Below are 26,043 nucleotides of genomic sequence, written 5' to 3'. Positions count from 1 at the left end.
GGGTCTCGTTTTCATGGAAAAGACCAAGCAGGCCGTGCCGTTCGCGGTGCCGCGCCACGTGGCGATCATCATGGACGGCAATAACCGCTGGGCCAAGAAACGCTTTATGCCTGGCGTCGCCGGGCACAAGGCGGGTGTCGATGCGGTGCGTGCGGTCATCGAGGTGTGCGCCGAGGCAGGGGTCGAGGTGCTGACCCTGTTCGCCTTCTCCAGTGAGAACTGGCAGCGTCCGGCCGATGAAGTCAGTGCCTTGATGGACCTGTTCCTCAAGGCCTTGCGTCGTGAGGCCAAGCGCCTCAACGATAACAAGATCAGCCTGCGGATCATCGGTGATCGCTCGCGCTTCCATCCTGAATTGCAGGCTGCGATGCGCGAAGCCGAGGCAGCGACTGCGGGCGCCGATCGGTTTGTCCTGCAGATCGCCGCCAACTATGGTGGACAGTGGGACATTGCCCAGGCTGCCCAGCGGCTGGCGCGGGAAGTCCAGGCCGGGCACCTGCGCCCGGAAGACATCACGCCGGAACTGCTGCAGGCCTGCCTGGCGACCGGCGACCTGCCGTTGCCGGACCTGTGCATCCGTACCGGTGGCGAGCATCGCATCAGCAACTTCCTGCTCTGGCAGTTGGCGTATGCCGAGTTGTACTTCTCCGACCTGTTCTGGCCGGACTTCAAACACGATGCCATGCGCACCGCACTGGCCGATTTCGCTTCCCGTCAGCGTCGCTTCGGTAAAACGAGCGAGCAGATCGAAGCTGGAGCCCGGGTTTAATGCTCAAACAACGAATCATCACTGCCTTGATCCTGTTGCCCATCGCCCTGGGCGGTTTCTTCCTGCTCGAAGGCGCCAGTTTTGCGCTGTTCATCGGACTGGTCGTGACCCTGGGGGCGTGGGAATGGGCGCGGCTGGCGGGTTTTCCTGCGCAGTCGGCGCGCGTGGCCTACGCAGCGGCCGTGGCGGCCATGCTGTTCATCATGTACGTGATGCCCGGGCTCGCGCCTTGGGTGTTGGGTGCCGCGGTGCTGTGGTGGGCGACAGCGACCTTCCTGGTCCTGACCTACCCGCAGACTACCCATCATTGGGCCAATGCGGCGACCAAACTGGTGATCGGCCTGTTGATCCTGCTGCCGGCCTGGCAAGGGCTGATCTGGATCAAGCAAGACCCGCTGGGCAACTGGCAGATCATGGCCGTGATGGTGTTGGTCTGGGGTGCCGACGTCGGCGCCTATTTTTCCGGCAAGGCCTTCGGCAAGCGCAAGCTGGCGCCGAAGGTCAGTCCTGGCAAGAGCTGGGAAGGGGTCTATGGTGGCCTGGCCTTGAGCCTGGTGATCACCACTGTGGTCGGCTTCGTGCGGGACTGGACGGTCGCGCAGCTGCTGATGGGCCTTATGGGGGCCGCGTTGATCGTATTTGTGTCAGTGGTTGGCGACCTGACCGAAAGCATGTTCAAGCGTCAGTCGGGAATCAAGGACAGCAGTAACCTGCTGCCCGGTCACGGTGGCGTGCTGGATCGCATCGACAGTCTTACCGCCGCGATTCCGATCTTTGCCGTGCTGTTGTGGATGGCGGCGTCGTGAGTCGCCCCCAGCAGATCACTGTCCTTGGTGCGACCGGTTCGATCGGCCTGAGTACGCTTGACGTCATCGGCCGGCACCCGCAGCGTTACCAGGTGTTCGCCCTCAGTGGTTTCACGCGCATGAGTGAGTTGCTGGCCTTGTGCATACGCCACACGCCGCGGTTTGCCGTGGTGCCTGAGGCCGCTGTGGCGCGGGCGCTGCAGGACGATCTGCGCGCAGCCGGCCTGCAAACTCGCGTGCTGGTGGGGGAGGAAGGGCTCTGCCAAGTGGCTTCCGACCCGGAAGTCGACGCCGTGATGGCGGCAATCGTCGGTGCGGCGGGCTTGCGTCCGACGCTGGCGGCGGTGGAAGCAGGCAAGAAGATCCTGCTGGCCAATAAAGAAGCGCTGGTGATGTCCGGCGCGCTGTTCATGCAGGCTGTGCGCAAAAGCGGTTCGGTGTTGCTGCCTATCGACAGCGAGCACAATGCGATTTTTCAATGCATGCCGCAGGATTTTTCCCGTGGCCTCGGCGCGGTGGGTGTCCGGCGGATTTTGCTGACAGCCTCCGGTGGTCCGTTCCGGCAGACGCCGCTGGAAGAATTGGTGCATGTTTCACCCGAGCAGGCCTGTGCCCACCCGAACTGGTCCATGGGGCGCAAGATTTCCGTGGATTCGGCCAGCATGATGAACAAGGGGTTGGAGCTGATCGAGGCCTGCTGGCTGTTCGATGCCAAGCCGTCCCAGGTCGAGGTGGTGATTCATCCCCAGAGCGTGATTCATTCCCTGGTGGACTATGTCGACGGTTCGGTGCTGGCCCAGTTGGGCAATCCGGACATGCGCACCCCGATCGCCAATGCCCTGGCCTGGCCGGAGCGCATCGATTCGGGTGTTGCGCCGCTGGACCTGTTCGCCATCGCTCGCCTGGATTTCCAGGCGCCCGATGAGCAGCGTTTCCCCTGCCTGCGCCTGGCGCGACAGGCGGCCGAGGCGGGCGACAGTGCGCCGGCCATGCTTAATGCCGCCAATGAAGTGGCGGTTGCAGCGTTTCTCGATGGACGTGTCCGTTACCTCGAGATCGCGAGTATCATCGAGGAAGTCTTGAATCTCGAGGCCGTGGTTTCGGTCGATGACCTCGACACGGTATTTACGGCGGATGCCAGGGCTCGTGAATTGGCGGGCCAATGGCTGCAGCGCCACGGGCGTTGAAGCTGCGATACGTTAGCCAGGGTTGCCCTGGACAGGATTGCGGAGAAAACAGATGAGCGCGCTCTATATGATTGTCGGCACCCTGGTTGCCTTGGGGGTGTTGGTCACATTTCACGAATTCGGTCATTTCTGGGTCGCGCGGCGCTGTGGCGTCAAGGTCCTGCGTTTTTCCGTGGGCTTTGGCATGCCCTTGCTGCGCTGGCACGACAAGAAAGGCACCGAGTTCGTCGTGGCGGCCATCCCGCTGGGCGGCTACGTCAAGATGCTCGATGAGCGAGAAGGTGAAGTCCCGGCAGACCAGCTCGATCAATCCTTCAATCGCAAGACCGTCCGTCAGCGTATTGCCATCGTCGCCGCGGGGCCGATCGCCAACTTTCTGCTGGCCATGGTGTTTTTCTGGGGCCTGGCCATGCTGGGCAGCGAGCAGGTGCGTCCGGTCATCGGTGCGGTGGAGTCGGGTAGCGTTGCCGCCCGTGCCGGGTTGGGCGTCGGGCAGGAAATCGTCGCTATCGACGGCGAGCCGACCTCGGGCTGGGCGGCGGTCAATCTGCAACTGGTGCGTCGCCTGGGTGAGAGCGGTTCGTTGCAATTGATGGTGCGTGAGCAGGGCTCCACGGTGGATTCGCCTCGCGAACTGACCTTGGACAACTGGCTCAAGGGCGCCGACGAGCCCGATCCGATCCGGTCCCTGGGGATCCGGCCATGGCGTCCGGCGATGCCACCGATACTCGCCGAACTCGATCCGAAAGGCCCGGCCCAGGCTGCAGGCCTGAAGACCGGCGATCGGTTGCTGGCCCTCGACGGCCAGCCGGTCAGCGATTGGCAGCAGGTGGTCGATTCGGTTCGTGTACGTCCTGATACCAAAATTGTGCTGCGCATCGAGCGCGACGGTGCTCCAATCGATGTCCCGGTGACCCTGGCCGCCCGTGGCGAGAGCAAGGCACCGAGCGGTTACCTGGGGGCGGGCGTCAAGGCGGTCGACTGGCCACCGGAAATGATTCGCGAGGTCAGTTTCGGCCCGGTGGCGGCGATTGGCGAGGGTGCGCGTCGTACCTGGACCATGAGCGTCCTGACGCTGGACTCGCTCAAGAAAATGTTGTTCGGCGAGCTCTCGGTAAAAAACTTGAGTGGACCGATAACCATTGCTAAAGTGGCGGGCGCTTCTGCCCAGTCGGGCGTCGCTGATTTCCTGAATTTCCTTGCTTATCTGAGCATTAGCCTGGGGGTTCTGAATTTGCTGCCCATCCCGGTACTGGATGGGGGGCATCTGCTGTTTTATCTGATCGAGTGGGCGCGTGGTCGTCCCTTGTCGGATCGGGTGCAAGGTTGGGGGATACAGATCGGTATCAGCTTGGTGGTCGGGGTCATGTTGCTTGCCCTCGTCAACGATCTGGGTCGTCTGTAACGCTTCGCTGAATTGCGAATCTGCCGCATTTTGCGGCAGTTTGTTTATTGCCAGTTGGAATAAGAAAGGACTTCATGAAACGTCTGCTGCTAACTGCGGTTCTCACCGTATTGATGATCGCCGAAGTTCACGCCGAGTCCTTCACTATCTCTGATATTCGCGTCAATGGCCTCCAGCGGGTCTCCGCGGGTAGCGTCTTTGGTGCCTTGCCGTTGAACGTCGGCGAGCAGGCGGATGATCGGCGCCTGGTGGAATCCACGCGTGCGCTGTTCAAGACCGGCTTCTTTCAAGATATCCAACTGGGCCGTGACGGCAATGTCCTGGTCATCACCGTTGTCGAGCGCCCGTCGGTCGCCAGTATCGAGATCGAAGGCAACAAGGCGATCTCCACTGAAGACCTGATGAAAGGCCTCAAGCAATCCGGCCTGGCCGAAGGCGAGATCTTCCAGCGTGCCACCCTCGAAGGTGTACGCAACGAACTGCAACGCCAGTACGTTGCCCAGGGTCGCTACTCGGCCACCGTCGACACCGAAGTGGTGCCGCAACCGCGCAACCGCGTCGGCCTGAAGGTCAATATCAACGAAGGCACCGTGGCAGCCATCCAGCACATCAACGTGGTGGGCAACACGGTTTTCCCTGACGAAGACCTGATCGACCTGTTCGAACTCAAGACCACCAACTGGCTGTCGTTCTTCAAGAACGACGACAAGTACGCCCGTGAAAAACTCTCCGGTGACCTGGAGCGCCTGCGTTCCTACTACCTGGACCGCGGCTACATCAACATGGACATCGCCTCGACCCAGGTGTCCACCACCCCGGACAAGAAGCACGTCTACATTACCGTCAACGTCAACGAAGGCGAGAAATACACCGTTCGTGACGTCAAGCTCAGCGGCGACCTGAAAGTGCCTGAAGACCAGGTCAAGTCGCTGCTGTTGGTGCAGAAGGGCCAGGTGTTCTCGCGCAAGCTGATGACCACCACCTCCGAGCTGATCACCCGCCGCCTGGGTAACGAGGGTTACACCTTCGCCAACGTCAACGGCGTGCCACAGCCGCATGATGAAGACCACACCGTCGACATCACCTTCGCCGTGGACCCGGGCAAGCGTGCCTACGTCAACCGTATCAACTTCCGTGGCAACACCAAGTCCGAGGACGAAGTGCTGCGCCGTGAAATGCGTCAGATGGAAGGCGGTTGGGCCTCGACCTACCTGATCGACCAGTCCAAGACCCGCCTGGAGCGCCTGGGTTTCTTCAAGGAAGTCAACGTCGAGACCCCGGCAGTGCCCGGTGTCGATGACCAGGTGGATGTGAACTACAGCGTCGAAGAGCAGGCTTCCGGCTCGATCACTGCCAGCGTCGGTTTTGCCCAGAGTGCCGGTCTGATCCTCGGTGGCTCGATCACCCAGAACAACTTCCTGGGTACCGGTAACAAGGTCAGCATCGGTTTGACTCGCAGTGAGTACCAGACCCGCTACAACTTCGGTTACGTGGACCCCTACTGGACCGCTGACGGCGTGAGCCTGGGCTATAACGCCTTCTACCGTACCACCGACTATGACGAGCTCGATTCCGATGTCTCCAGCTATGCAGTAGACAGCTTGGGTGCCGGCGTCAACGTGGGTTATCCAATCAGCGAGACTTCGCGGCTTACATTCGGTCTCACCGCCCAGCAGGACGAGATCAGCACTGGCCGCTATACCGTTGACGAGATCTTCGATTTCGTCGAGAAAGAAGGCGACAAGTACCTGAACTTCAAGGCGTCTGCCGGTTGGTCCGAGTCGACCCTGAACAAGGGCGTGCTGGCGACCCGTGGTCATTCCCAGAGCCTGGTCCTGGAAACGACTGTGCCGGGTAGTGACCTGTCATTCTTCAAGCTCGACTATCGTGGCCAACTGTTCCAGCCGTTGACCGACAACTACACCATGCGCCTGCACACCGAACTGGGTTATGGCGACGGCTACGGTTCGACCGATGGCCTGCCGTTCTACGAGAACTACTACGCCGGTGGTTTCAACTCGGTGCGTGGCTTCAAGGACAGTACGCTCGGGCCGCGCAGTACGCCGAGCCGGGGAGCGAGTGTCACGGGTAACACTGGTACAATCCGTGATCCGGACCAGGATCCGCTGCCATTCGGCGGTAACGTCCTCCTCCAGGGTGGCGTGGAGTTGCTTTTCCCAATGCCGTTCGTCAAGGATCAGCGCTCGCTGCGCACTTCGGTATTCTGGGACGTCGGTAACGTATTCGACTCCACATGCGAAGACACCACTACTTCTAACGGGGGCAACTCCAATACGGAGTGCAACGACATCAGCCTGAGCAACCTGGCCAGTTCCGTCGGCGTGGGCGTGACCTGGGTCACCGCGCTGGGCCCCTTGAGCTTCGCATTGGCGATGCCGATCAAGAAACCGGATGACGCTGAAACCCAAGTGTTCCAATTCTCCCTCGGCCAGACGTTCTAAGCGCCTGACCCAAGATAACGACAATGGATTTTGTAGGAGTACATCGTGCGTAAGTTGACTCAATTGGTTCTCCTGGCCACCGTGCTGGTCGCCGGTCCGGCTTTTGCCGACATGAAGATTGCCGTGCTGAATTATCAGATGGCCCTGCTGGAATCCGACGCAGCGAAGAAATACGCCGTGGATGCGGAGAAGAAATTCGGTCCGCAACTGACCAAGCTCAAGGGCCTGGAAAGCAGCGCCAAGGGCATTCAGGATCGTCTGGTAGCCGGTGGCGACAAGATGGCCCAGGGCGAGCGTGAGCGTCTGGAGCTTGAATTCAAGCAAAAGGCCCGTGACTTCCAGTTCCAGTCCAAGGAGCTGAACGAAGCGAAAGCTGTTGCCGACCGCGAAATGCTCAAGCAACTCAAGCCGAAACTCGACAGCGCCGTGGAAGAAGTCATCAAGAAAGGTGGTTTTGACCTGGTGTTCGAGCGTGGCGCAGTGATCGATGTCAAGCCTCAATACGACATCACGCGCCAGGTAATCGAGCGCATGAATCAGCTGAAGTAATCCATGACAGCGACTATCAAGCTCGGCCAGTTGGCCGAGTTCCTCGGCGCCACCCTGCGTGGCGACCCGGAGAAGGCAATTACTGGGCTAGCCACTTTGCAAGAGGCTGGCCCAGCTCAGTTGAGCTTTCTGGCAAATCCTCAGTATCGCAAGTATCTGGCCGATAGCCGGGCCGCCGCGCTGTTGCTCAAGGCCGCTGATGCCGAAGGGTTTGCCGGCGATGCCCTGATCGTGCCCGATCCGTACCTGGCGTATGCGCGAATTTCCCATCTGTTCGATCCCAAGCCCAAGTCGGCTGCTGGTATTCATCCCAGCGCGGTGATCGCGGCGGATGCCGTGGTCGATCCCACGGCCAGCGTCGGTCCGTTCGTGGTCATCGAAAGCGCGGCCCGCATTGGTGCGGGTGTCACGCTGGGTGCCCATTGTGTCATTGGCGCACGCAGCGAGATCGGTGAAGGTGGCTGGCTGGCCCCACGGGTCACCCTGTACCACGATGTCCGCATCGGCAAGCGCGTGGTGATTCAATCCGGCGCGGTGTTGGGCGGCGAAGGCTTCGGTTTCGCCAACGAGAAAGGCATCTGGCAGAAGATCGCCCAGATCGGTGGCGTCACCATTGGCGATGACGTGGAGATCGGCGTCAACACCGCGATCGACCGCGGCGCCCTGGCCGACACGGTCATCGGCAATGGCGTCAAGCTCGACAACCAGATCCAGATCGCCCACAACGTCCAGGTCGGTGATCACACCGCCATGGCCGCCTGCGTGGGCATCTCCGGCAGCACCAAGATCGGCAAGCATTGCATGCTCGCCGGTGGCGTGGGGCTGGTGGGCCATATCGATATCTGTGACAACGTGTTCCTGACCGGGATGACCATGGTGACCCACTCGATTACCGAACCGGGTGCCTATTCTTCCGGTACGGCCATGCAGCCGGCAGCCGAATGGCGCAAGAGCGCGGCGCGTATCCGCCAGCTCGACGACATCGCGCGGCGCCTCAAGCAGGTGGAAAAGCGTGTAGGGGACGTGACCCCTGGCGGTAATGCTTCATCAGATGGCTGATACCATTTCCATATCAAGTGTGCACAGCCGTTAGGGCATCTTGATTTGCTAGCGGAGTGCGCGTCACTCGTGCGCTCCCAATCTTTACATAGGCTTCCCCCCGAAATGATGGACATCAACGAGATTCGCGAATACCTGCCTCACCGTTACCCGTTCCTGCTGGTGGATCGGGTGGTGGACCTGGACGTTGAAGGCAAGCGCATTCGCGCCTATAAGAATGTCAGCATCAACGAGCCGTTCTTCAATGGTCACTTCCCCGCGCATCCAATCATGCCGGGCGTATTGATCATCGAGGCGATGGCCCAGGCTGCCGGGATCCTTGGTTTCAAAATGCTCGACGTAAAGCCTGCCGACGGCACGCTCTATTACTTCGTCGGCTCCGACAAGCTGCGCTTCCGCCAGCCGGTCACCCCGGGCGATCAGTTGATCCTCGAAGCCAAGTTCATCAGTTGCAAGCGCCAGATCTGGAAATTCGAATGCCAGGCTTCGGTCGACGGCAAGCCAGTCTGCTCCGCTGAAATCATCTGTGCGGAACGCAAGCTATGAGTTTGATTGACCCTCGCGCAATCATCGATCCGACGGCCGTTTTGGCCGCCGATGTCGAGGTCGGCCCGTGGTCGATTGTCGGCGCAGGTGTGGAAATTGGCGAGGGTACGGTGATCGGTCCCCACGTAATTCTCAAGGGACCGACCCGGATTGGTCGGCACAATCGCATCTACCAGTTTTCTTCGGTAGGCGAGGACACGCCCGATCTCAAGTACAAAGGTGAAGAAACCCGTCTGGTCATCGGCGATCACAACGTGATCCGCGAAGGTGTGACGATTCACCGTGGCACCGTTCAGGATCGTTCCGAAACGACCCTGGGCGACCATAACCTGATCATGGCCTATGCGCACATCGGCCATGACAGCGTGATTGGCAACCATTGCATCCTGGTCAACAACACCGCCCTGGCCGGCCATGTGCACGTGGACGATTGGGCGATCCTGTCCGGGTTCACCCTGGTGCACCAGTATTGCCATATCGGCGCCCACAGTTTCTCTGGCATGGGCACTGCCATCGGCAAGGACGTCCCGGCCTATGTCACGGTGTTCGGCAACCCGGCCGAAGCCCGCAGCATGAACTTCGAAGGCATGCGTCGGCGTGGTTTCAGCGAAGATGCGATCACGGCACTGCGTCGCGCCTACAAGGTCGTGTATCGCCAGGGCCTGACGGTCGAACAGGCACTCGCCGAACTGGCCGAGGCTTCAGCGCAACACCCGGAAGTGGCGATCTTCCGCGATTCCATACAGTCTTCGACCCGCGGCATCACTCGCTGACCATGGCTAATTTGCGTATTGCACTGGTGGCGGGAGAGGCTTCCGGTGACATTCTGGGCGCCGGTCTGATGCGCGCGCTCAAGACGCAGCACCCCGCTGTCGAATTCATTGGTGTTGGTGGGCCGTTGATGGAGGCCGAGGGGCTGACGTCCTATTTCCCGATGGAACGCCTGTCGGTGATGGGCCTGGTGGAAGTACTCGGTCGCCTGCGTGAGCTGCTGGCCCGGCGCAAGAAGCTGATCCAGACCCTGATCGATGAAAAACCGGATGTGTTCATCGGCATCGATGCGCCGGATTTCACCCTCAATATCGAACTCAAGCTACGTCAGGCCGGTATCAAGACCGTGCATTACGTCAGTCCATCGGTCTGGGCCTGGCGGCAGAAGCGGGTGCTGAAGATTCGCGAAGGTTGCGACCTGATGCTGACGCTGCTGCCGTTCGAAGCCCGGTTCTATGAAGAGAAGGGCGTGCCGGTTCGATTTGTCGGGCACACCCTGGCCGATACCATTCCCCTGCAAGCCGACCGCGATGCGGCCCGCCAGGCGTTGGGCCTGCCCGAGGGCCCCCTGGTGGCCTTGATGCCCGGCAGCCGGGGCGGCGAAGTGAGTCGCCTGGGTGGGCTGTTTTTCGACGCCGCCGAGCGCCTTCGGGCGCTGCGTCCCGGTGTACGTTTTGTCCTGCCGTGTGCCAGCGCGCAGCGTCGCGCGCAGTTGGAGGCGTTGCTGGTTGGTCGCGATTTGCCGGTGACGCTGCTCGACGGTCGTTCCCACGAAGCGTTGGCGGCCTGCGATGCCGTGTTGATTGCCTCCGGCACTGCTACCCTTGAAGCGCTGCTGTATAAACGCCCGATGGTGGTCGCCTATCGCCTGGCGCCGCTGACGTTCTGGATTCTCAAGCGCATGGTCAAGAGCCCTTACGTGTCCTTGCCGAACCTGTTGGCCCAGCGCTTGTTGGTGCCGGAGCTGTTGCAGGACGAGGCGACCGCCGAGGCGCTGGCCACCACGCTGTCGCCCTTGATCGACGGCGGCGAGGAGCAGACCCGAGGCTTTGACGAAATCCACCGTACCTTGCGTCGTGATGCTTCCAACCAGGCGGCTGACGCGGTACTGACCCTGATTGGCGCAAAACCATGAGCAACTCAAAGCTACAGATGGGCCTGGACTTCAACCTGGTCGCCGAAGTGGAAGAACTTGTGGCTGGTGTCGATGAAGTGGGGCGTGGCCCGTTGTGCGGCGCGGTGGTGACGGCGGCGGTGATTCTCGACCCGAAGCGGCCGATCCTGGGCCTCAACGATTCGAAGAAACTCACTGAAGCCCGTCGCGAAAAGCTCTATGACGAGATCTGCGAGAAAGCCCTGAGCTGGTGCATCGCCCGGGCCGAAGTGGAAGAAATCGATGAACTCAATATCCTGCACGCCACCATGCTTGCCATGCAGCGTGCCGTGCAGGGCCTGCACATCACGCCGAAACTGGCGATGATCGATGGTAATCGCTGCCCGAAACTGTCGATGCGCGCCGAAGCGGTGATCCAGGGCGACGCCAAGGTGCCGGCCATCGCGGCGGCCTCGATCCTGGCGAAGGTCAGTCGCGACCGGGAAATGGCCGCTTTCGAATTGATTTACCCGGGCTATGGCATCGGCGGTCACAAGGGTTACCCGACCCCCGTTCATCTGGAAGCCCTGGCGCGCCTTGGGCCGACGCCCATCCATCGGCGTTCGTTCGCCCCGGTGCGGCTGGCTTATGAAGCCCGTGAAGGGATGATCGAAATCGAGAGATTCGCCTGATCATTGTGGCGAGGGAGCTTGCTCCCGCTTGGGTGCGAAGCGCCCATAAGAAGGGGGCTGCTGCGCAGCCCAGCGGGAGCAAGCTCCCTCGCCACGGATTCAATCACTTCAATGAGCGGTATGGGTTGCAGGCTGATGTTTTACCCAAGGCCCGGTACAATCCGGGCCTTGTTGTTTTCATGACTTAACGCAGGATCACTATGCCGGCTTCATTCGTTCATCTACGCCTGCACACTGAATACTCCCTGGTCGACGGCCTGGTGCGGATCAAGCCATTGGTCAAGACCCTGGTGGGCATGAACATGCCTGCCGTGGCGGTCACCGACCAGAACAACATGTGTTCGCTGGTCAAGTTCTACAAGGCCGCCATGGGCGCTGGGATCAAGCCGATCTGCGGTGCCGACCTGTGGCTGTCGAACAAGGACCCGGACGCGCCGTTGAGTCGCATCAGCCTGCTGGTGATGAATGCCGTGGGTTACCGCAACCTGACCGAGCTGATTTCTCGCGGCTTTATCGACGGCCAGCGCAATGGCTCGATCATCATCGAGCGCGAGTGGGTGGCTGAAGCCAGCGAAGGGCTGATCATGCTGTCGGCGGCCAAGGAGGGTGAAATCGGCCTGGCCCTGCTCAGTGGCAACGCCGAAGAGGCTGAAGTCCTGGCGCGCGACTGGATGGCGGTGTTTCCCGATCGCTTCTACATCGAAGTGCAGCGCACCAATCGCCCCAACGACGAAGAACACCTGCACGCCGCCGTGGCCCTGGCCGACAAGATAGGCGCGCCACTGGTGGCGACCAACGACGTGCGCTTCATCAAGCAGGAAGATTTCGAGGCCCACGAAACCCGTGTCTGCATTGGTGAGGGCCGCGCCCTTGATGATCCGCGCCGTCCGAAGAACTACAGCGACCAGCAATACCTCAAAAGCGCCGAGGAAATGGCCGAGTTGTTCAGCGACCTGCCGGAGGCGCTGGAAAACACCGTCGAGATCGCCAAGCGCTGCAACATCGAAGTGAAGCTGGGCAAGCACTTCCTGCCCAACTTCCCGATCCCCGATGGCATGACCATCGACGAGTATTTCCGCAAGGTGTCCTTCGATGGTCTTGAGGAGCGCCTCAGCGTCCTGCTGCCCAAGGACACCACCGAAGATTACGAAGCCAAGCGCCAGGTCTATGTCGATCGGTTGAATTTCGAGCTGGATATCATCATCCAGATGGGCTTTCCCGGTTACTTCCTGATCGTGATGGACTTTATCCAGTGGGCCAAGAACAACGGCGTGCCGGTGGGGCCTGGCCGTGGATCGGGTGCCGGGTCGCTGGTGGCCTATGTGCAGAAGATCACCGACCTCGATCCGCTGGAGTATGACCTGCTGTTCGAACGTTTCCTCAACCCGGAACGGGTCTCCATGCCCGACTTCGACGTCGACTTCTGCATGGACGGTCGCGACCGGGTGATCGACTACGTGGCCGAGAAGTACGGTCGCAACGCGGTGAGCCAGATCATCACTTTCGGTTCCATGGCCGCCAAGGCGGTGGTGCGCGACGTGGCGCGGGTGCAGGGCAAGTCCTACGGCCTGGCGGACCGTCTGTCGAAGATGATTCCGTTCGAAGTCGGCATGACGCTGGAAAAAGCCTACGAGCAGGAAGAAATCCTGCGGGACTTCATCAAGGTCGATGAAGAAGCCGCGGAAATCTGGGAGATGGCCCGCAAGCTCGAAGGCGTGGTGCGTAACGTTGGCAAGCACGCCGGTGGCGTGGTCATCGCGCCGACCAAACTGACCGACTTCTCGCCGATTTATTGCGATGAAGAAGGCGACGGCCTGGTGACCCAGTTCGACAAGGACGACGTCGAGGCGGCTGGCCTGGTGAAGTTCGACTTCCTCGGCCTGCGCACCCTGACCATCATCGACTGGGCGCTGAAAACCATCAACCGTGACCGGGCCAAGGTCGGCGAAGAACCGCTGGACATTGCCTTCATCCCGCTCGATGACAAGCCGACCTACAACCTGCTGCAAAAAGCCGAAACCACAGCGGTGTTCCAACTTGAATCCCGGGGCATGAAGGAGCTGATCAAAAAGCTCAAGCCCGACTGCCTGGAAGACCTGATCGCACTGGTGGCCCTGTTCCGTCCGGGCCCGCTGCAATCGGGCATGGTGGATGACTTCATCAACCGTAAGCACGGTCGCGCCGAGCTGGCGTACCCACACTCGGACTATCAGTACGAAGGCTTGAAACCGGTGCTGGCGCCGACCTACGGCATCATCCTGTACCAGGAACAGGTGATGCAGATTGCCCAGGTCATGGCCGGTTATACCCTTGGCGGCGCGGACATGCTGCGTCGGGCGATGGGTAAGAAAAAGCCCGAGGAAATGGCCAAGCAACGCGGCGGTTTCATTGAGGGGTGCGCCACCAACGGCATCGACCCTGACCTGGCCGGTAACATTTTCGACCTGGTGGAAAAGTTCGCCGGCTACGGCTTCAACAAATCCCACTCCGCCGCCTATGGCCTGGTGTCGTACCAGACCGCGTGGCTGAAGGCGCACTACCCGGCGCCATTCATGGCCGCGGTGCTGTCGGCGGATATGCACAACACCGACAAGGTCGTGACCTTGATCGAAGAAGTGCGGACCATGAAACTGCGCCTCGACGCACCGGACGTGAACGCTTCGGAGTTCAAGTTCACGGTGAACGACGAAGGCCGCATCATTTACGGCCTGGGCGCGATCAAGGGCGTGGGCGAGGGGCCGGTGGAAGCCATCACCGAAGCGCGCCAGGACGGGCCGTTCAAGGATCTGTTCGATTTCTGCGCTCGGGTTGACCTCAAGCGCATCAACAAGCGCACCCTCGACGGCTTGATCCGCAGTGGCGCCCTGGACCGCCTGGGGCCTTATTTCCAGGATGAGCCCAAGGCCTACCAGGCCAACATCGACCGCAACCGCGCGGTGTTGCTGGCGGCAATGGAGGAGGCGATCAAGGCCGCCGAACAGACTGCCCGCACCCATGACAGCGGCCATGCCGACCTGTTTGGCGGGCTGTTCGTCGAAGAAGACGCCGATGTCTACGGCAATCATCGCAAGGCCAAGGAGCTGACCCTCAAGGAACGCCTCAAGGGTGAGAAAGACACCCTGGGCCTGTACCTCACCGGGCACCCGATCGACGAATACGAAGGCGAGATCCGCCGCTTCGCCCGTCAGCGCATCATCGACCTCAAGCCGGCGCGCGATACGCAAACCGTCGCCGGCATGATCATCGCCCTGCGGGTGATGAAGAACAAAAAGGGCGACAAGATGGGTTTCATCACCCTCGACGACCGCTCCGGGCGCATCGAGGCGTCACTTTTCGCCGATGCGTTCCATTCGGCGCAGTCGCTGTTGCAGACCGACGCGATGGTGGTGGTGGAAGGCGAGGTCAGCAACGATGACTTTTCCGGTGGCCTGCGGCTGCGGGTCAAGCGGGTGATGAGCATGGAAGATGCCCGTACCAACCTGGCTGAAAGCCTGCGCCTGAAGTTGCAGACCCAGGATCTCAAGGGCGATCAGCTACGCTGGTTGGGCGAATTGTTCAAGCGCCATCGCGGTGCTTGTCCGATCACCATGGAGTACGTACGCCCCGATGCCAAGGCTGTGTTGCAGTTCGGCGAAGGCTGGCGGATCGATCCGGCGGATGCGTTGATTCAAGCCTTGCGTGACCAGTTCGGCAAAGACAACGTCTTCCTCCAATACCGTTGACGGCCAGGGGCCATTCTTGAAACCGGAATACCCCTGATCTCGACCCGAATTTTTAATCTCGACCTGAACGCGCCTCTCCCTTAAGGTAGGCGCGAATAGACAACCGGCCGGCCCAAGCTCTCTTGGACGTCGACCCAAGACGGACGCCTATGAACCCGAATTTTCTAGATTTCGAACAGCCGATCGCCGACCTGCAAGCCAAGATCGAAGAGTTGCGCTTGGTCGGTAATGACAATTCGCTGAATATCGGCGATGAAATCTCTCGTCTGCAGGACAAAAGCCGCACGCTGACCGAAGACATCTTCGGCAAGCTGACCAGCTGGCAGATCGCTCGCCTGGCGCGTCACCCGCGTCGTCCCTATACCCTGGACTACATCGAGCACATCTTCACCGAGTTCGATGAGCTGCATGGCGACCGTCACTTCTCCGACGACGCCGCGATCGTCGGCGGTGTCGCCCGTCTGGAAGACCAGCCAGTGATGGTGATCGGCCATCAGAAAGGCCGCGAAGTGCGCGAGAAAGTACGTCGCAACTTTGGCATGCCGCGTCCGGAAGGCTACCGCAAGGCTTGCCGCCTGATGGAAATGGCCGAGCGCTTCAAGATGCCGATCCTGACCTTCATCGACACACCGGGTGCCTACCCGGGCATCGACGCCGAAGAGCGCAACCAGAGCGAAGCAATTGCCTGGAACCTGCGCGTCATGGCGCGCCTGAAAACCCCGATCATCGCCACCGTGATTGGCGAAGGCGGTTCCGGCGGTGCGTTGGCCATCGGCGTCTGCGACCAGTTGAACATGCTGCAATATTCCACTTATGCGGTGATCTCGCCGGAAGGTTGCGCCTCGATCCTGTGGAAAACCGCCGAGAAGGCGCCGGATGCCGCCGAGGCCATGGGCATTACCGCCGAGCGTCTCAAAGGCCTGGGTATCGTCGATAAAGTGATCAGCGAGCCAGTCGGCGGCGCTCACCGCGATCCGGCTGCAGCGGCGGCACTGATCCGCGCCGAGCTGAGCTCGCAACTGTCGATGCTCAAGAAGTTCGACAACGAAGCGCTGCTGGCTCGTCGCTACGAGCGGTTGATGAGCTACGGCCTCTGATCTGACTGCAACACCCATGTGGGAGCGGGCTTGCTCGCGAAAGCGGTTTAACATTCAACAGATGCGTTGACTGGTACACCGCTTTCGCGAGCAAGCCCGCTCCCACATTTGTTTGTGCCAAGGCAAACCCTTATGAACCACAGCACGGACCTGCCAACCCGGCTCCTCACACAGCTATCCTCCTGGCGCAACGCCGCCACCTGGCGCATCGCCTTCTCCGGCGGCCTCGACTCCACCGTCCTGCTGCACCTGCTTGTAACCCTTTCTCAACGCCAACCCTTGCCCCCGCTGAGCGCTATCCATGTGCATCACGGCCTCCAGGCGGTGGCCGAGGCGTGGCCGGAGCATTGCCGTTCGGTCTGTGCGGCCCTGGGCGTGCCGCTGGATGTGGTGGCTGTGCAAGTGCGTCCAGGCCCCAGTGTCGAGCGCGCCGCGCGGGAAGCGCGTTACGCGGCCTTTGTCGCGGCGATCCACAGCAACGAAGTGCTGCTTACCGCCCAGCATCGCGATGACCAGGCCGAAACCCTGCTGTTTCGCCTGCTCAGGGGAGCGGGGGTGAAGGGCCTGGCGGCGATGCCGGCGCAGCGTCCTTTGGGTCAAGGGCATTTGCTGCGGCCCTTGCTCGATGTGCCCCGGGCGGAGCTGGAAGCCTATGCGAGGCAGCATGGCTTGAGCTGGATCGAAGACCCATCCAACGACGACCATCGGTACGCGCGCAATTACCTGCGCCAGCGAGTTTTTCCAGTGTTGGCCAAGCAATGGCCCCAAGCTTCGACGACCCTGGCTCGTAGCGCTGCGCACATGGGCGAAGCCCAGGGGTTGCTGGACGATCTGGCGCAAATCGACCTGGCCCAGGCCGCGACCCCGGGCGCGTTCGACTGGCTCGGGCTGCAATCCCTGGCGCTGGCGCCTTTGCGGGCGTTGTCGCCGGCCCGTCAGCGCAACGCCTTGAGCCACTGGCTGGCACCGATGACCCTGCTGCCCGACACCGATCACTGGTCGGGCTGGGACTCGTTGCGCGATGCTGCCGACGATGCCCGGCCGATCTGGCGCCTGGCCGGTGGCGAGCTGCATCGCGCCGCCGGGCGGGTCTGGTGGTTATCCGACCACTGGCTATGTTCGCTGCCAGGCACCGTCGACTGGGCCGATCCGGCGGTTGCGCTGCGCTTGCCGGGCAATGGTCGGGTAGTGCTCGACGGCACGCCGCCTGCGGGACCGCTTAGCGTGCGCTATCGTCAAGGCGGCGAGGTGATGGTGTTAGCGGGTCGTGGTCATCGTGACCTCAAGCGTTTGCTCAATGAAAAGGCCGTGCCGGTGTTCGTTCGCGGCCGATTGCCGCTGCTCTATCAGGGCGAGCAATTGCTGGCGGTGGCCAACCTGACCGGGCTCGATGCACAGGCTGATGGCAGTTGGCAATTGATCTGGACGCCAGGAAGCCAAGATCTGGGTTTGAGCTGAAAGGGGCTTTCCGGTAGACTACGCTCCCTTCTTGATACAACTTCTGTGGATTCGCCTGAATTGCAGGAGTTGCCGATTACCAAGCAGTCTTTGCTGGGCGATTCCAAAAAATGTGTAGCGAGCAACGTACCGGTGATTTCACTTCCGGTCTGTCCCAACGCGGCGGTTTTTTTGAAAGGTGCACTGTGATTAATGCAGGTGATCGGGGGCTTCGGCCTTCCTTCGCTTTCCCCGGCGGCTCGGACCGCTTTAACGCAGACTTCTAGGGTTTTTCATGACGCGCTACATATTCGTCACGGGCGGTGTTGTTTCTTCATTGGGGAAAGGCATTGCCTCGGCTTCATTGGCGGCCATCCTGGAGGCGCGGGGACTTAAGGTCACCATGCTCAAGCTGGACCCGTACATCAACGTCGACCCGGGCACCATGAGCCCGTTCCAGCACGGTGAAGTGTTCGTCACCCACGACGGCGCCGAGACCGACCTGGACCTGGGCCACTACGAGCGGTTCATCCGCACCACCATGACCCAGAACAACAACTTCACCACCGGCCGTGTCTACGAGCACGTGCTGCGCAAGGAGCGTCGTGGTGACTACCTGGGCGCGACCATCCAGGTCATCCCGCACATCACCGACGAAATCAAGCGCCGCATCATCAAGGGTGCCGGCGATGCCGACGTGGCGATGGTCGAGATCGGTGGTACCGTGGGCGACATCGAGTCCCAGCCGTTCCTCGAAGCCATCCGCCAGTTGCGTTTTGAAATCGGCGCCAAGCGCGCGATGCTGATGCACCTGACCCTGGTCCCGTACATCGCCACCGCTGGCGAAACCAAGACCAAGCCGACCCAGCACTCGGTCAAGGAACTGCGTTCCATCGGCCTGCAGCCGGACGTGCTGATCTGCCGCTCCGATCACCCGATCGACATCTCTTCGCGTCGCAAGATCGCCCAGTTCACCAACGTTGAAGAGCGTGCGGTCATCGGTCTGGAAGACGCCGACACCATCTACAAGATTCCGGGCATCCTGCACTCCCAGGGCCTGGACGACTTCGTCGTCGAGCGCTTCGGCCTGCAATGCGCCAGTGCCGATCTGTCCGAGTGGGAAGCCGTGGTCGATGCCAAGCTCAACCCGGAGCACGAAGTCACCATCGCCATGGTCGGCAAGTACATGGAACTGCTGGACGCCTACAAGTCGCTGATCGAGGCGATGAGTCACGCCGGCATCAGCAACCGTACCAAGGTCAACCTGCGCTACATCGATTCCGAAGACATCGAGAACCAGGGCACCGGCCTGCTCGAAGGCGCCGATGCGATCCTCGTGCCGGGCGGCTTCGGCCTGCGGGGCGTGGAAGGCAAGATCACTGCCGTGCAATACGCTCGCGAAAACAAGGTGCCCTACCTGGGTATCTGCCTGGGCATGCAAGTGGCGGTCATCGAGTTCGCCCGTAACGTGTTGGGCTGGAAAGATGCCAACTCCACCGAGTTCGATCGTGCCAGCGGCCATCCGGTCGTGGGCCTGATCACCGAGTGGGAAGATGCTACCGGTGCCGTGGAAGTGCGTACCGAAAGTTCGGACCTGGGCGGCACCATGCGTCTCGGTGCCCAGGAATGCCTGCTGGAAGCCGGCTCCAAGGTGCACGATTGCTACGCCAAGGATGTGATCGTCGAGCGTCACCGTCATCGCTACGAAGTGAACAACAACCTGTTGCCACAGTTGATCGAAGCCGGCCTGAAAATCTCCGGTCGTTCCGGTGACGGCGCGCTGGTCGAAGTGGTCGAGGCTCCGGATCACCCATGGTTCGTCGCCTGCCAGTTCCACCCCGAGTTCACCTCGACACCACGGGACGGTCATCCGTTGTTCAGCGGTTTCGTGAAAGCCGCTTTGGCTCAACACCAGAAAAAGGCATAAGACGATGGCTCAGAAGATAATCCGCGTCGGCGACATCGAGGTTGCCAACGACAAGCCCATGGTGCTGTTTGGCGGCATGAACGTGCTGGAAAGCCGCGACATGGCGATGCAGGTCTGCGAAGAGTACGTGAAGGTCACCCAGAAACTGGGGATTCCTTATGTCTTCAAGGCCAGTTTCGACAAGGCCAACCGTTCGTCCGTGACGTCCTACCGTGGCCCAGGCCTGGAAGAAGGCATGCGGATCTTCCAGGACATCAAGCAAGCCTTTGGCGTGCCGATCATCACCGACGTCCACGAGCCGGTCCAGGCCGCCGTCGCCGCCGAGGTCTGCGACGTCATCCAGTTGCCGGCCTTCCTGTCGCGCCAGACCGACCTGGTGGTCGCGATGGCCAAGACCGGCGCGGTGATCAATATCAAGAAAGCCCAGTTCCTCGCGCCCCAGGAAATGAAACACATCCTGAGCAAGTGCGAAGAGGCCGGCAATGACCAGTTGATCCTCTGCGAGCGTGGTTCGAGCTTCGGCTACAACAACCTGGTGGTGGACATGCTCGGCTTCGGCATCATGAAGCAGTTTGAGTACCCGGTGCTCTTCGACGTGACGCATGCCTTGCAGATGCCTGGCGGTCGTTCCGACTCCGCTGGCGGTCGGCGCGCCCAGGTCACTGATCTGGCCAAGGCGGGCATGAGCCAGTCCCTGGCCGGTCTGTTCCTCGAAGCCCACCCCGATCCAGACAACGCCAAGTGCGATGGTCCTTGTGCCTTGCGTTTGAACAAGCTGGAACCCTTCCTGTCTCAGCTCAAGGCGTTGGACGAGTTGGTCAAGAGTTTTCCGACGATAGAAACCGCGTAACGCGGTTTTCTCCGGTAAAGTACCGCCCGATAATCGCTCTGGCCTGCGGGCCGCACCGTTCTTGAGGGCACGCCTTGTACCCTGTGGCGAGGGAGCTTGCTCCCGCTGGAGTGCGAAGCGCTCCCGTTGAGTTCAAGTCGTGTCGCAGCCGAGTGGGAGCAAGCTTCCTGCAACGTTCTAGTCAACTTTGGAGTGTTTACAACAATGGCAAAAATCGTCGACATCAAAGGTCGTGAAGTTCTCGACTCCCGTGGCAACCCCACTGTTGAAGCGGACGTGCTTCTCGACAACGGTATCATCGGCAGCGCCTGCGCGCCGTCCGGTGCTTCCACTGGCTCGCGCGAAGCGCTGGAGCTGCGTGATGGCGACAAGAGCCGTTACCTGGGCAAGGGCGTGCTCAAAGCTGTCGCCAACATCAACGGTCCGATCCGTGACCTGTTGCTGGGCAAGGATCCTGCCGACCAGAAAGCCCTCGATCACGCGATGATCAAGCTCGACGGTACCGAAAACAAAGCCACCCTGGGCGCCAACGCGATCCTCGCCGTGTCCCTGGCCGCTGCCAAGGCCGCTGCCCAGGACCAGGACCTGCCGCTGTACGCCCACATCGCCAACCTCAACGGTACCCCGGGTGTCTACTCGATGCCGGTGCCGATGATGAACATCATCAACGGCGGCGAGCACGCCGATAACAACGTCGACATCCAGGAATTCATGGTGCAGCCGGTTGGCGCCAAGACCTTCTCCGAAGGCCTGCGCATGGGCACCGAGATTTTCCATCACCTCAAGGCTGTGCTCAAAGCCCGTGGCCTGAGCACCGCGGTTGGCGACGAAGGCGGTTTCGCACCGAACCTGGCGTCCAACGAAGACGCGCTGAAAGTGATCTCCGAAGCCGTGGCCAACGCTGGCTACAAGCTGGGCACCGACGTGACCCTGGCCTTGGACTGCGCCGCCAGCGAGTTCTTCGAAGACGGCAAGTACAACCTGTCCGGCGAAGGCCAGGTGTTCACTGCCGAAGGTTTCGCCGACTACCTCAAGGGCCTGACCGAGCGTTATCCGATCATCTCCATCGAGGACGGCCTGGACGAGTCCGACTGGGCTGGCTGGAAAATCCTCACCGACAAGATCGGCGAGAAAACCCAGCTGGTGGGTGACGACCTGTTCGTGACCAACACCAAGATCCTGAAAGAAGGCATCGACAAGAAGATCGCCAACTCGATCCTGATCAAGTTCAACCAGATCGGCACCCTGACCGAAACCCTGGAAGCCATCCAGATGGCCAAGGCTGCCGGCTACACCGCCGTGATCTCCCACCGTTCCGGTGAAACCGAAGACTCGACCATTGCCGACCTGGCCGTGGGCACTGCGGCAGGCCAGATCAAGACCGGTTCGCTGTGCCGTTCCGACCGCGTTTCCAAGTACAACCAACTGCTGCGTATCGAAGAGCAATTGAATGGCAAGGCCAAGTACAACGGTCGCGCCGAGTTTCGCGGTTAAGCGGTAAATGGTAAAAAGACAGCGGTTTAGGTCGCAAAAGTCGCCATGGCGGCGGTTTTGTCTCTAATCTGATGCCTTATCAAGCACAAGCCTGGTTCTTCCAGGCTTCGTGCTATCAGACGCTTCAAAGTTTGGCATGGCGGTCTTTTTTCACTGGATACCTGATATTCGATGCGCAGTCCCAATTGGTTGTTTCTTGTCTTGCTCCTGTTGCTGGCCGGCCTGCAGTACCGCCTGTGGGTGGGCAATGGCAGCTTGGCGCAAGTGGCCGACCTGACTCAGCAAATTGCCGACCAACACGCCGAAAACGAGGCGCTGCTGGAGCGTAATCGGGTGATGGACGCCGAAGTGACAGAGCTGAAAAAAGGCATGGAGACCGTTGAAGAGCGGGCTCGACATGAACTGGGCATGGTCAAGGAGGGCGAAACCCTCTACCAGTTGGCCCAATGAGTATTCGTTTGCCGGCCTTCTGGGCCGTAATTCCTGCCGCGGGCGTTGGCGCTCGTATGGCTGCGGACCGTCCCAAGCAATACCTGCAATTGGGCGGACGCACAATTCTTGAACACAGCCTCGGCTGTTTTCTCGACCATCCCACCGTCAAGGGTGTGGTGGTCAGCCTTGCACACGATGATCCCTACTGGCCGACCCTGGCCTGTGCCAACGACACACGCATCCAGCGTGTCGACGGTGGCGAGCAACGTTCGGATTCAGTGCTCAATGCCTTGCTGCACCTGCACGAGCAGGGCGCCGACGATCACGACTGGGTGCTGGTGCACGACGCTGCCCGGCCCAACCTGGCCCGGGCCGACCTGGACACACTGCTCAGCGAGTTGGCGAACGACCCGGTCGGCGGCCTACTGGCCGTTCCGGCGCGCGACACCCTCAAGCGCGTCGACAAACACGGCCGCGTGCTGGAGACCGTTGATCGCAGCGTGATCTGGCAAGCCTACACGCCACAGATGTTCCGCCTCGGCGCCTTGCATCGGGCCCTGGCTGACAGCCTGGTGGCGGATGCGGTGATTACCGATGAAGCGTCCGCCATGGAGTGGGCGGGGCAGGCGCCACGGCTGATCGAAGGGCGGGCCGATAATATCAAGGTCACCCGGCCGGAAGATTTGGAGTGGTTGCGCCAGCGCTGGGCGAATCGGCATTAAACGGGATCTGTTCCCTCGTTAGATCGTCAGCCCAGGCAACAAAGACCCCCGGTCACCCCCGATACTCCGGCCGCCCAGCCAACCCTTCCTTCAAATATTCCACCAACTTGCGCACCTTCGGCGACAGATGCCGCTGCTGTGGATACAACGCCCACACTGCCGTATTCGGCGGCTGATGGGCTTCCAACAGCGAGATCAATGCACCGCTGTGCAAATGCTCCAGCACGTAATAATCCGGCAGTTGGCACAACCCCACACCTTGCAACGCCGCATCGAGCACCGCTTGCCCGCTGTTGCAGCGCCAGTTTCCCTGTACCCGCTGGGAAAATTCCCGCCCATTCTGCTCCAGTTGCCAGATGTCGGAGCTGCCGATCAGGCAGTTGTGGCGGCTCAGTTCCGACAGACTGTGGGGTCGCCCGTAGCGTTCCAGGTATGAGGGGGAAGCGCACAGGTACATGCGTCGCGGTGCCAGGCGCGTAGCGACCAGGCGGGAGTCCTGCAAGCGACCCAGGCGAATCGCCAGGTCCAGGCTCTCATGTACCAGGTCCAATGGGCGATTGCTCAGCTCGATGTCGACCCGCAACTGCGGGTAGAGCCCCATGAAGCGCGTCACCAGCGGCACGATAAATCGCTCGCCGTAGGCCACGGCGCAGGTCATGCGCAGCATGCCCTTGGGTTCGCTGGCCAGGTCGCCGACGGCCCGCAGTGCTTCCTCGCGTCCGTCCTGCAGGCGCTGGCAATGCTGCAAAAAGGTTTGTCCCGCTTCGGTCAGTGTCACCCGGCGGGTACTGCGGTACAGCAAACGTGTTTGTAGACGTTCTTCGAGCCGTACGATTTGTCGACTGATATGGGAAGACGACACCCCGAGGCGTTCGGCGGCGGCGGTGAATTGACTGCATTCGGCCACGGCCACAAATTCGTCGATCCCCTCCCAGCGGTTTTCGGACATGAAGGATTATCCCTGTACGGCAATAATGTTTTGCTTTTGGTTGGATTATTCATCGTCCGGCGGAGGATTACACTCCCGGTCTTGTTTTTATTTGCTGGAGAGACCGGATGATCAAGTCGCGCGCTGCCGTTGCCTTCGAGGCCAAGAAACCCCTGGAAATCGTTGAAGTCGACGTCGCCATGCCCAAGGCGGGCGAAGTGCTGTTGCGCGTGGTGGCTTCCGGTGTCTGCCACACCGATGCCTACACCTTGTCGGGCGCCGACCCGGAAGGGATCTTCCCGTCGATCCTCGGCCACGAAGGCGGCGCTATTGTCGAAGCCGTCGGCGAAGGCGTGACCTCGGTCGCGGTGGGGGACCATGTGATCCCGCTGTACACCCCGGAGTGCGGCCAGTGCAAATTCTGTAAGTCGGGCAAGACCAACCTCTGCCAAGCGATTCGCGCCACCCAGGGCAAAGGCCTGATGCCGGACGGCACTTCGCGCTTTTCCTACAAGGGCGAGACGATTTTCCACTACATGGGCACCTCGACGTTCTCCGAGTACACCGTGCTGCCGGAAATCTCCGTCGCGAAGATTCCAAAAGAAGCGCCGCTGGAAAAAGTCTGCCTGCTGGGTTGTGGTGTCACCACTGGCATCGGCGCGGTCCTCAACACTGCCAAGGTCAAGCCAGGTGATACCGTGGCGATCTTCGGCCTGGGCGGCATCGGCCTTTCGGCCGTGATTGGTGCCGTGAAGGCCAAGGCCTCGCGCATCATTGCCATTGACATCAACCCGGCCAAGTTCGAAATCGCCAAGCAACTGGGCGCTACCGATTGCGTCAACCCGAAAGACTTCGATCGTCCGATCCAGGAGGTCATCGTGGATATGACCGACGGCGGCGTGGACTTTTCCTTCGAGTGCATCGGCAATGTCCAGTTGATGCGTGCCGCGCTGGAGTGCTGCCACAAAGGGTGGGGCGAGTCGGTGATCATCGGCGTGGCCGGCGCCGGCCAGGAAATCGCCACCCGTCCCTTCCAGTTGGTGACCGGGCGCGTCTGGCGCGGTTCGGCCTTTGGTGGCGTGCGCGGTCGCAGCGAATTGCCAAGCTACGTGGACATGGCCGAGAAGGGCGAAATCCCGCTGGATACTTTCATTACCCACACCATGGGCCTGGAAGATATCAACAAGGCATTCGACCTGATGCATGAAGGCAAGAGCATCCGCACCGTTATTCATTTCTGAGGTCGGTCATGAGCCTGGAAAACATTTCTTGCCAGAAAAGCTTCGACGGCTGGCACAAACGTTACCGGCACCGTTCCGACGTGCTCGGTTGTGACATGGTGTTTGCCGTGTACCTGCCGCCGCAAGCGGAGCAGGGCGGCAAGTTGCCTGTTCTGTACTGGTTGTCCGGGTTGACCTGCACCGACGAGAACTTCATGCAAAAGGCCGGTGCCCAGCGCATGGCCGCCGAGTTGGGCCTGATCATCGTTGCGCCGGACACCAGCCCCCGTGGCGCCGACGTGCCGGGCGATCCGGACGGCGCCTGGGACTTCGGCCTGGGGGCGGGTTTTTATCTGAACGCCACGCAGGATCCGTGGGCGCGGCACTATCGGATGCATGACTACGTGGTGCAGGAGTTGCCGACACTCGTCGAAGCGCATTTCCCGGCCTCGGACAAACGTGGCATCAGTGGTCATTCCATGGGCGGCCATGGCGCGCTGGTCTGCGCCTTGCGCAACCCGGGGCGTTACCGTTCGGTGTCGGCCTTTTCGCCGATCAACAATCCGATGGATTGCCCATGGGGCCAGAAGGCTTTCTCTCGTTACCTGGGGGAAGACCGCTCGAAATGGCGTGAATGGGATGCCTGTGCGTTGATTGCCGAGGCGCAGGAGAAGCTGCCATTGCTGGTGGACCAGGGCGATCGTGATGATTTCCTGGCCAACCAGCTCAAGCCCGAAGCCCTGCAACAGGCGGCCAAGGCGGCCGATCATCCGTTGGAATTGCGCCTGCAACCGGGCTACGACCACAGCTACTTCTTCATCGCCAGCTTCATCGACGACCACTTGCAGCATCATGCGCGCGCTCTAAACCTCTAA

General features: G+C 60.9%; 22 protein-coding genes. 21 read left to right on the top strand and 1 reads right to left on the bottom strand.

The annotated features are described in order from the left end of the window. The first annotated feature begins 13 nt into the window (after window positions 1-13). The 19 genes from uppS to ispD all read left to right on the top strand — a co-directional run bounded on the left by uppS (window position 14) and on the right by ispD (window position 23,020). Window positions 14-769, top strand: a complete 756-nt coding sequence (uppS, locus tag BM300_RS21145; RefSeq protein ID WP_092463887.1) for a polyprenyl diphosphate synthase — start codon at window positions 14-16, stop codon at window positions 767-769. Beyond that, entirely contained in the window at window positions 769-1,575 is an 807-nt protein-coding gene (locus tag BM300_RS21140) for a phosphatidate cytidylyltransferase (protein ID WP_063322763.1), read from the top strand. The genes uppS and BM300_RS21140 overlap by 1 nt, the downstream gene beginning before the upstream one ends. After that, window positions 1,572-2,762, top strand: coding sequence for a 1-deoxy-D-xylulose-5-phosphate reductoisomerase (gene ispC / locus BM300_RS21135; protein ID WP_063322762.1), 1,191 nt, complete (start codon window positions 1,572-1,574; stop codon window positions 2,760-2,762). The genes BM300_RS21140 and ispC overlap by 4 nt, the downstream gene beginning before the upstream one ends. A gap of 52 nt (window positions 2,763-2,814) precedes the next feature. Beyond that, window positions 2,815-4,167 carry an RIP metalloprotease RseP gene (gene rseP / locus BM300_RS21130; RefSeq protein WP_092144065.1) on the top strand — a complete coding sequence of 451 codons (1,353 nt, stop codon included), beginning with the start codon at window positions 2,815-2,817 and terminating at the stop codon, window positions 4,165-4,167. A gap of 74 nt (window positions 4,168-4,241) precedes the next feature. Continuing rightward, window positions 4,242-6,629, top strand: a complete 2,388-nt coding sequence (bamA, locus tag BM300_RS21125) for an outer membrane protein assembly factor BamA (RefSeq protein WP_092463884.1) — start codon at window positions 4,242-4,244, stop codon at window positions 6,627-6,629. 45 nt (window positions 6,630-6,674) lie between these two features. Continuing rightward, window positions 6,675-7,178 carry an OmpH/Skp family outer membrane protein gene (locus BM300_RS21120; protein WP_003184901.1) on the top strand — a complete coding sequence of 168 codons (504 nt, stop codon included), beginning with the start codon at window positions 6,675-6,677 and terminating at the stop codon, window positions 7,176-7,178. Window positions 7,179-7,181: 3 nt separating this feature from the next. Continuing rightward, the gene (gene lpxD / locus BM300_RS21115) at window positions 7,182-8,237 is read left to right on the top strand and encodes a UDP-3-O-(3-hydroxymyristoyl)glucosamine N-acyltransferase (protein ID WP_060738995.1); all 1,056 of its coding nucleotides are present in this window, start codon (window positions 7,182-7,184) and stop codon (window positions 8,235-8,237) included. A gap of 105 nt (window positions 8,238-8,342) precedes the next feature. Continuing rightward, complete coding sequence (gene fabZ, locus BM300_RS21110) at window positions 8,343-8,783, top strand: 3-hydroxyacyl-ACP dehydratase FabZ (RefSeq protein WP_003184897.1); 441 nt, start codon at window positions 8,343-8,345, stop codon at window positions 8,781-8,783. Then, window positions 8,780-9,556 (top strand): acyl-ACP--UDP-N-acetylglucosamine O-acyltransferase, encoded by a 777-nt coding sequence (lpxA, locus tag BM300_RS21105; RefSeq protein WP_092463881.1) that lies wholly within the window; start codon window positions 8,780-8,782, stop codon window positions 9,554-9,556. Before fabZ ends, lpxA begins: the two co-directional genes overlap by 4 nt. A 2-nt stretch (window positions 9,557-9,558) precedes the next feature. After that, window positions 9,559-10,689, top strand: a complete 1,131-nt coding sequence (lpxB, locus tag BM300_RS21100) for a lipid-A-disaccharide synthase (RefSeq protein ID WP_063322759.1) — start codon at window positions 9,559-9,561, stop codon at window positions 10,687-10,689. Further along, entirely contained in the window at window positions 10,686-11,339 is a 654-nt protein-coding gene (gene rnhB, locus BM300_RS21095; RefSeq protein ID WP_092463878.1) for a ribonuclease HII, read from the top strand. The genes lpxB and rnhB overlap by 4 nt, the downstream gene beginning before the upstream one ends. A gap of 200 nt (window positions 11,340-11,539) precedes the next feature. Continuing rightward, entirely contained in the window at window positions 11,540-15,061 is a 3,522-nt protein-coding gene (dnaE, locus tag BM300_RS21090) for a DNA polymerase III subunit alpha (RefSeq protein ID WP_063322757.1), read from the top strand. Window positions 15,062-15,210: 149 nt separating this feature from the next. Next, window positions 15,211-16,158: an acetyl-CoA carboxylase carboxyltransferase subunit alpha gene (locus BM300_RS21085; protein WP_063322756.1), complete on the top strand. Its 948-nt coding sequence runs from the start codon at window positions 15,211-15,213 to the stop codon at window positions 16,156-16,158. Window positions 16,159-16,290: 132 nt separating this feature from the next. Next, window positions 16,291-17,616, top strand: coding sequence for a tRNA lysidine(34) synthetase TilS (gene tilS, locus BM300_RS21080; RefSeq protein WP_092463875.1), 1,326 nt, complete (start codon window positions 16,291-16,293; stop codon window positions 17,614-17,616). 274 nt (window positions 17,617-17,890) lie between these two features. Beyond that, window positions 17,891-19,522, top strand: a complete 1,632-nt coding sequence (locus BM300_RS21075) for a CTP synthase (protein ID WP_003198266.1) — start codon at window positions 17,891-17,893, stop codon at window positions 19,520-19,522. Between the two features lie 4 nt (window positions 19,523-19,526). Continuing rightward, window positions 19,527-20,372: a 3-deoxy-8-phosphooctulonate synthase gene (kdsA, locus tag BM300_RS21070; protein WP_063322754.1), complete on the top strand. Its 846-nt coding sequence runs from the start codon at window positions 19,527-19,529 to the stop codon at window positions 20,370-20,372. 204 nt (window positions 20,373-20,576) lie between these two features. Next, window positions 20,577-21,866 carry a phosphopyruvate hydratase gene (gene eno / locus BM300_RS21065; protein ID WP_030139475.1) on the top strand — a complete coding sequence of 430 codons (1,290 nt, stop codon included), beginning with the start codon at window positions 20,577-20,579 and terminating at the stop codon, window positions 21,864-21,866. Window positions 21,867-22,037: 171 nt separating this feature from the next. Further along, window positions 22,038-22,316 carry a cell division protein FtsB gene (gene ftsB / locus BM300_RS21060; RefSeq protein ID WP_003184873.1) on the top strand — a complete coding sequence of 93 codons (279 nt, stop codon included), beginning with the start codon at window positions 22,038-22,040 and terminating at the stop codon, window positions 22,314-22,316. Continuing rightward, the gene (ispD, locus tag BM300_RS21055; protein WP_092144074.1) at window positions 22,313-23,020 is read left to right on the top strand and encodes a 2-C-methyl-D-erythritol 4-phosphate cytidylyltransferase; all 708 of its coding nucleotides are present in this window, start codon (window positions 22,313-22,315) and stop codon (window positions 23,018-23,020) included. The genes ftsB and ispD overlap by 4 nt, the downstream gene beginning before the upstream one ends. A 52-nt stretch (window positions 23,021-23,072) precedes the next feature. Here the strand turns inward: ispD and BM300_RS21050 are convergent, their stop codons facing one another. Beyond that, window positions 23,073-23,969 carry a LysR family transcriptional regulator gene (locus BM300_RS21050; protein ID WP_072343395.1) on the bottom strand — a complete coding sequence of 299 codons (897 nt, stop codon included), beginning with the start codon at window positions 23,967-23,969 and terminating at the stop codon, window positions 23,073-23,075. Between the two features lie 107 nt (window positions 23,970-24,076). On the opposite strand from BM300_RS21050, the gene BM300_RS21045 reads away from it, so the two are divergent. After that, complete coding sequence (locus tag BM300_RS21045) at window positions 24,077-25,189, top strand: S-(hydroxymethyl)glutathione dehydrogenase/class III alcohol dehydrogenase (RefSeq protein ID WP_063322750.1); 1,113 nt, start codon at window positions 24,077-24,079, stop codon at window positions 25,187-25,189. An 8-nt stretch (window positions 25,190-25,197) separates the two neighbouring features. Further along, on the top strand, window positions 25,198-26,043 hold the full coding sequence (gene fghA / locus BM300_RS21040) for an S-formylglutathione hydrolase (protein WP_092346699.1): 846 nt from the start codon (window positions 25,198-25,200) through the stop codon (window positions 26,041-26,043).

The organism is Pseudomonas sp. NFACC46-3, assembly GCF_900114515.1.
GTDB lineage: Bacteria > Pseudomonadota > Gammaproteobacteria > Pseudomonadales > Pseudomonadaceae > Aquipseudomonas > Aquipseudomonas fluorescens_Q.
Note: the sequence above shows the minus strand (reverse complement) of the source record. Positions and strands in the feature narration are given on the sequence as shown.

Excerpts from the sequence above, each read along its gene's own strand:
- uppS (WP_092463887.1), top strand. The coding sequence starts at position 14 with ATGGAAAAGACCAAGCAGGCCGTGCCGTTCGCGGTGCCGCGCCACGTG.
- BM300_RS21140 (WP_063322763.1), top strand. The coding sequence starts at position 769 with ATGCTCAAACAACGAATCATCACTGCCTTGATCCTGTTGCCCATCGCC.
- rseP (WP_092144065.1), top strand. The coding sequence starts at position 2,815 with ATGAGCGCGCTCTATATGATTGTCGGCACCCTGGTTGCCTTGGGGGTG.
- bamA (WP_092463884.1), top strand. The coding sequence starts at position 4,242 with ATGAAACGTCTGCTGCTAACTGCGGTTCTCACCGTATTGATGATCGCC.
- lpxD (WP_060738995.1), top strand. The coding sequence starts at position 7,182 with ATGACAGCGACTATCAAGCTCGGCCAGTTGGCCGAGTTCCTCGGCGCC.
- fabZ (WP_003184897.1), top strand. The coding sequence starts at position 8,343 with ATGATGGACATCAACGAGATTCGCGAATACCTGCCTCACCGTTACCCG.
- lpxA (WP_092463881.1), top strand. The coding sequence starts at position 8,780 with ATGAGTTTGATTGACCCTCGCGCAATCATCGATCCGACGGCCGTTTTG.
- lpxB (WP_063322759.1), top strand. The coding sequence starts at position 9,559 with ATGGCTAATTTGCGTATTGCACTGGTGGCGGGAGAGGCTTCCGGTGAC.
- rnhB (WP_092463878.1), top strand. The coding sequence starts at position 10,686 with ATGAGCAACTCAAAGCTACAGATGGGCCTGGACTTCAACCTGGTCGCC.
- dnaE (WP_063322757.1), top strand. The coding sequence starts at position 11,540 with ATGCCGGCTTCATTCGTTCATCTACGCCTGCACACTGAATACTCCCTG.
- BM300_RS21085 (WP_063322756.1), top strand. The coding sequence starts at position 15,211 with ATGAACCCGAATTTTCTAGATTTCGAACAGCCGATCGCCGACCTGCAA.
- tilS (WP_092463875.1), top strand. The coding sequence starts at position 16,291 with ATGAACCACAGCACGGACCTGCCAACCCGGCTCCTCACACAGCTATCC.
- BM300_RS21075 (WP_003198266.1), top strand. The coding sequence starts at position 17,891 with ATGACGCGCTACATATTCGTCACGGGCGGTGTTGTTTCTTCATTGGGG.
- kdsA (WP_063322754.1), top strand. The coding sequence starts at position 19,527 with ATGGCTCAGAAGATAATCCGCGTCGGCGACATCGAGGTTGCCAACGAC.
- eno (WP_030139475.1), top strand. The coding sequence starts at position 20,577 with ATGGCAAAAATCGTCGACATCAAAGGTCGTGAAGTTCTCGACTCCCGT.
- ftsB (WP_003184873.1), top strand. The coding sequence starts at position 22,038 with ATGCGCAGTCCCAATTGGTTGTTTCTTGTCTTGCTCCTGTTGCTGGCC.
- ispD (WP_092144074.1), top strand. The coding sequence starts at position 22,313 with ATGAGTATTCGTTTGCCGGCCTTCTGGGCCGTAATTCCTGCCGCGGGC.
- BM300_RS21050 (WP_072343395.1), bottom strand. The coding sequence starts at position 23,969 with ATGTCCGAAAACCGCTGGGAGGGGATCGACGAATTTGTGGCCGTGGCC.
- BM300_RS21045 (WP_063322750.1), top strand. The coding sequence starts at position 24,077 with ATGATCAAGTCGCGCGCTGCCGTTGCCTTCGAGGCCAAGAAACCCCTG.
- fghA (WP_092346699.1), top strand. The coding sequence starts at position 25,198 with ATGAGCCTGGAAAACATTTCTTGCCAGAAAAGCTTCGACGGCTGGCAC.